This window comes from Arachidicoccus sp. (genome assembly GCF_050436765.1).
Taxonomy (GTDB): Bacteria; Bacteroidota; Bacteroidia; order Chitinophagales; family Chitinophagaceae; genus Arachidicoccus.
This window is the reverse complement of record NZ_JBNQGD010000121.1, coordinates 1-3285: the sequence shown is the minus strand read 5'-3', so window position 1 is coordinate 3285 and position 3285 is coordinate 1. Positions and strand designations below refer to the sequence as shown.

Below are 3285 nucleotides of genomic sequence, written 5' to 3'. Positions count from 1 at the left end.
CTACTAGGTGGTCAACATGCTTCGGATTGCCTGGTCAGCATCATCGGAATATACAGATGCCACCTGCTATGAAAGCTATATCGCCCATCCTACAGACTGCAAGTTGCTTTGGCAGGGCTGCCAGCAGGTGTATGACTTGAACCAGCAGCTCAGAAAGCAGTTAAGACTGCGTAAGAGCCGCAGTAATTATGACAAACACAGAGCCCTGTTTCTGAACTACCAACGTAACAAGAAAAAAAGCAAGCGCAAAGAACGCAAGCTGCGTAAGCAGCTATTGCGTTTCCTCCACCGGTTGCTGGGTTTGAATGATCAGTTACAAGCCAACCCGGCATGCCAGGTGAGCAGACGCAAAACGCAGCGCTTAGCCACCATTCGTACCCTACAAAATCAACAATACAACAAAGCCTTTGGCGACAAAAAACCACAAATAAAAAATCGGGTCGTATCGCTGAGCAAACCCTATATCCGTCCTATTGTACGGGGCAAGGAAGTAAAGGCTGTCGAGTTTGGTGCCAAGGTCAACAAGCTGCAAATTGATGGTATCAGTTTTATCCAACGTCTAAGCTACGATGCCTTTAACGAAGGTACCCAGCTCAGTGAAACCATTTACCTACATCGCAAACTCTTTGGAAAGTGTACTCATCATAGTGCAGATGCTATTTATGCCACCAATGCCAATAGGAGGTACTGCCGTGAAAACGGCATTACCACTAACTTCGTCCCCAAAGGCAGACAGAAGCCCGCCTTGATTGAACAAACCAAAACCATGCGTGATGCCCTTAATCGCCAAAGAGGAACCGTGCTGGAAGGTAGCTTTGGTAATGAAAAGAATCATTATCACCTTAACCGCGTCAAAGCCAGGAATCAAACGACGGAAACCTGCTGGATCTTCTTTGGCATATTTACCGCCAATGCTTCTATTATCAGTAAAAGAATCCAACAAGCAGTCTTTCCCAAAGACAGAGCCGCTTAAAACCATCCGCCAATCCAAAAAAACAGCGGCTCAAATACAGCGGCTGAGGCATTGTTATGCCTATAAACAAAGAATTCTCCCTTAAATTCTAAATTATAGAAAGGAAGGGAGAATGAATCATTATAAATCTTAATATATTGGAAGCCTTTTTGAGTTTACAGGAAGACCCTAAAGATAGATGAAAAATTAACTGACACAGTTTAAATTACACTTCCTATTTTTTTTATTATCCTAGCTGGGACACCTCCAATTATCACATCGTCTGGAAATTCTCCATTGACAATTGCACCTGCAGCAACTATTGAATTTTTGCCAATCTTACTATTTTTTAGAATTATTACGTTATTTCCTATCCACACATTTTCTTCAATAATAATTTTCCCAATTTCACCGACTTTCCAACGTTCATCGGGATTTATTCCATGGGCTTCAAAGTCCATCAAGGTAACATTTTGCCCAATTAAAGTTCTGTCACCGATTGAAATTAAATTGGCGGCACAAATAAATATATTATTGTTTGTGGCGATTTTATTTCCCAATTGAATAATTGAATTTTTATATCTTGCTTGAAGTTCTACAGAGCCTTTTCTATGGAATCCCCCAAGTTTATAACCAAAAGAACAGTTTTCCCCAATTACAACCTTTCCTTGTCCTGTAATTTTAGTTTTTTGCTCACATTTTGGTAGTTTTCTGACTTGAATTTTGCTTAATCTAAAGATATTTGGAAAAATAAAATAAAAAACCAATCCTTTTACCCTGATACAAAGAAAATATGCTCGTTTAAAAAAAGAATTATACATATAGTTTATTTTACTTTTATAGATTCCGCCACCTTAAGCTAATTGACATTGGGTATTTCAGAACTCTTTGTTCAATTTATTATGATAACCCCTAAAATATAATCTACACCTAGCATTTTAAATGCTGAAAATAGGAACAAGTAACGTGAATAATACTGCAAGAATAAACCATTTTATTTATAGTTGTGTATTAATTCTTTACAAGAGTCTGTTATTATCCGGTATTAATTTATAAGAATATATTTCACATCCTTTATGAGATACTGCCGCGAGTTTGGGCGACAATACCATTTCTCCCAATGCGTCATCTTTTTAGATATTTAGAGATATATTTTCTTTGGGATTGGGCATAAAATACAGGAACGATAGAGATTTTTGGAGCAGTAGTTATGCAGGAAATTTCTTTATTGTGGTGGCTCGTCGTATAAATCTTGCATTTGGTTGGTTATGTGGTCAACATGATTCGGGACGCTTTAATATAAGAATATCAAATCTTAATACAAAATTTACCAAAGGAGTCCCATTAGTTTATTTTAAATGTAGTTTCTTTGCATTCTAATAAAAAAATTAATGGGTTACTATCTAATAGGTGCTGGAGGTCATGGGATGGTGATTATAGATATTATTCTATCCAGTGGGGGTGAGGTTTTGGGACTTTTTGATAAGGATATTTCCAAGGGTCGTCTATTAGATATTCCTCTTTATTATTGGGGGGATCATAAAATGGGAAAAGATGATTTCCTTATTATCAGTATAGGAAACAATAAAATTAGAAAAAGATTGGCTGTGGAAAATCGTAATGAATTATTCGGAAAGGCAATTCATCCTTCATCAAATGTGTCTAATTATGCATCTGTAGATATTGGTACAGTAATAATGAGCGGTGTTTCTATAAATGCTGCGACTTCTATTGGTAAGCACACCATCGTCAATACAAATGCTTGTATTGATCACGAATGTATAATTAAAGACTTTGTACATATTTCTCCTAATGCTACTTTGTGCGGTAATGTTACCATAGGGGAAGGCGCGCATATTGGCGCAGGAGCCATACTTATTCCCGGTGTCAAAGTTGGCAAATGGGCGACCATTGGGGCGGGCGCTGTAATAATTAATGATGTTCCGGATTTAGCAACTGTAGTAGGAAATCCGGGTAAAGTAATAAAAATAAATAAAAATGAGTGGAGCTAGAATAGCTTTATCGCTTCCACATTTGGGTGGGACTGAAAGCAAATATGTAAATGAGGCGATTGAAACAGGTTGGGTGGTGCCTCTGGGGCCTAATGTAAACGCCTTTGAAGCAAGCCTGCAAAAGTATCTTGGAGATAAAGTATACTTATCTGCTTTAAGTTCTGGTACAGCGGCTTTGCATTTGGGTTTGATTCTTTTAGGGGTGCAACCCGGGGACGAAGTGATTTGTCAATCCATGACATTCTCTGCATCGGCCAATCCAATAGCTTATCTGGGTGCTATTCGCGTAGCCCGTGAGGCATGCCGCTGGTGAAAGCCCCC

The 3285-nt window shown here is 38.5% G+C and carries 4 protein-coding genes; 3 read left to right on the top strand and 1 reads right to left on the bottom strand.

Annotation, left to right across the window (positions count from 1 at the left end):
* Positions 1-16: 16 nt before the first annotated feature.
* Entirely contained in the window at positions 17-973 is a 957-nt protein-coding gene (locus tag ACQR30_RS05060; protein WP_429732186.1) for a transposase, read from the top strand.
* Between the two features lie 200 nt (positions 974-1173).
* Here ACQR30_RS05060 and ACQR30_RS05055 read toward each other — a convergent pair whose 3' ends face one another.
* On the bottom strand, positions 1174-1773 hold the full coding sequence (locus ACQR30_RS05055; protein ID WP_429732183.1) for an acyltransferase: 600 nt from the start codon (positions 1771-1773) through the stop codon (positions 1174-1176).
* Between the two features lie 570 nt (positions 1774-2343).
* On the opposite strand from ACQR30_RS05055, the gene ACQR30_RS05050 reads away from it, so the two are divergent.
* Complete coding sequence (locus ACQR30_RS05050) at positions 2344-2964, top strand: acetyltransferase (RefSeq protein ID WP_429732180.1); 621 nt, start codon at positions 2344-2346, stop codon at positions 2962-2964.
* Positions 2951-3277 carry a DegT/DnrJ/EryC1/StrS family aminotransferase gene (locus ACQR30_RS05045; protein WP_429732177.1) on the top strand — a complete coding sequence of 109 codons (327 nt, stop codon included), beginning with the start codon at positions 2951-2953 and terminating at the stop codon, positions 3275-3277. The genes ACQR30_RS05050 and ACQR30_RS05045 overlap by 14 nt, the downstream gene beginning before the upstream one ends.
* Positions 3278-3285 lie beyond the last annotated feature (8 nt).